The organism is uncultured Mucilaginibacter sp. (assembly GCF_903913935.1).
GTDB lineage: Bacteria > Bacteroidota > Bacteroidia > Sphingobacteriales > Sphingobacteriaceae > Mucilaginibacter.
The window spans coordinates 1-2,241 of the sequence record NZ_CAIWNH010000061.1; the positions used below are offsets into that span (position 1 = coordinate 1).

Here is a 2,241-nt window from a genome sequence, read left to right on the forward strand (position 1 = left end):
GGAGCTTTTTCTATTGTAGTAATCGGCGTTAAGCGTTATCCGGTTGTTGAGAAAACCCAGGTCGATGCCGGCATCGGTTTGGTCGGTTGTTTCCCAGTGTAATAACCCGTTTCCGATGGTAGTAAGTGTTGTGCCACTATTAAATTGCTCATTCCTGCCGAAAGAATACACCAGGTTTCCGGCAGTAGATCCATTAAAGGTATACACATCGCTTGCAGTAAGAGAGATTCGGTTGTTACCGGTGCGTCCCCATCCTACGCGAAGTTTACCATCACTAACAAATGGAAAGGCTGCTTTTATGAAATCTTCCTGACTGAAGCGCCATGCGAAGCCCCCTCCCGGAAAATTACCGTAACGGCTTGCCGGAGGAAAGTTGGAAGATCCATCGCGCCTTAAACTGGCTGAAAGAATATACTTATCGTCGTAAGAATAGATCAAACGTCCGTAATAAGATTGTTCAATACCAGTTCCATTGGCATAACCTGAGGAACTGGCGGCAGTGATAGTTGTGGCTACGGATATGTCCTTTACCTGATCGTTTAGCATACCGGTACCTACCAGACTAACAAACCTGCTGCTACCGGGATCAATGTAACTTGTACCTGCGGTTAGCGAAATATTGTGTTTACCAAAGCTACGGTTATAGGAAAAATAATTGTCGATGTTGTAATTATAGTAGTTGTTAAAACTACGGCTTGCTTGCCTGTCAAAAAATAGTTTGTTGGAAATTACGTAGGGTATATTATACGAATCACTCACACTGCTGCCATATTGCATTGCTGCTTGTGACCTGAAGGTTAAACCATCGATAATTTTTACTTCGCCAAATACCTGCGGAAATAATACCAGCTCATGGCTGCTTTGTGTTTTCACGCCTAAGTCCACCAACGGATTTACAGCATTGCTGTCATCATCAATATTGGTAAGGATGGAGTAACCGCCCTGAATTGAAGAATCATAAATGGGTTGATAAGGCGCATATTGAAGCGCGTTACCTAAGCTTACTGCCTCTCCCTCAGTTTTGGTGTACCTCAAATTAAAGGTTTGCCCGAAACGAAAACGGCCTAATTTTTCCTCTAACGTAAACCTGTTAGTAAACCTTTTAAGCTGATAATCCTTAACGGTTGCTTGCTGAGTTACATATCCTGCCGACATATTATAGGTAACCTTGTCGCCGCCGCCGCTAATCGTTAAATCATTTTGAGTTGATAAAGCTGTTTTAAAAATTTGGTCTTGCCAGTCGTTTCTGTCAACCAAAGCAAACGGCGTGGTAAGTTTTACCGGCGTAGGGTTATTGTTGGTAACATCAATATCAGTAAGGAGCTTAACATAATCGGCAGCTTTTAACAGATCGAGTTTTTTCGGTATCCTTGAAAAACCAACCTGTGATGTAAATGCTATTTGAGTGGCACCGGCTTTAGCTTTTTTTGTTGTAATGATAACAACACCGTTAGCACCGGCAACGCCATATATTGCTGTAGAAGCTGCGTCTTTTAATATGGTAATATTGTCAATATCCTGCGGGCTGATCTGATTGAACAAGCCTTCGTTACCTTGTATGCCATCAATAACATACAGCGGGCTAACATCAGTGAAAGAACCTACACCACGTACAATAATTTGCGCGCCTGCGCCCGGTACGCCACTTGTTTGCACTACCTGTACGCCGGGTGCTTTGCCTATTAGTAATTGCGCAGGGCTTAGTGATGTATTTGCGCCGGCATCTTTTGCGTTTACCACGTCAACAGCGCCTACGAGGTCTTTCCTGCGGGCACTACCGTATCCTATTACTACAACCTCGTTCAGGCTGTTAGTACTTTTCGCTAAGGTTACGTCAACGGCGCCTGATGCCGGAACGGCAATCTCTTTTTGGTCATAACCAATAAAAGAGAAAACCAATGTACTTCCCTGAGCCGCATTTATGGAATAGAGCCCGTCTATATTGGTACTCGTGGCTTCCGTTGTGCCTTTTACTTTAATGGTTACGCCTGGCAGGGGGAGTCCATCATCCGAACCCAACACCTTGCCGGTAATTTTTCTCATTTGCGAATAGCCCGGTAGACTTATCACTAAAAGTGATAATGTCATCCCGGCAAAAATGAGGAATTGTGTTAGTAGTTTTCTTTTCATGAATTTAAAATTTAAGTAACATAATTGGTTGATTATTTATTAATGGATATTAAGCATAAGCATAGCTGGTTGTAGGAAACCCTGAACCAAAACTTAATTATATTTATTTGA

The 2,241-nt window shown here is 42.7% G+C and carries 1 protein-coding gene; it reads right to left on the reverse strand.

The window, feature by feature from the left end:
- Positions 1 to 2,130: SusC/RagA family TonB-linked outer membrane protein (locus tag QZY09_RS02560; protein ID WP_295667719.1), on the reverse strand; the 2,130-nt coding region annotated here is incomplete at its 3' end.
- Positions 2,131 to 2,241: the final 111 nt, after the last annotated feature.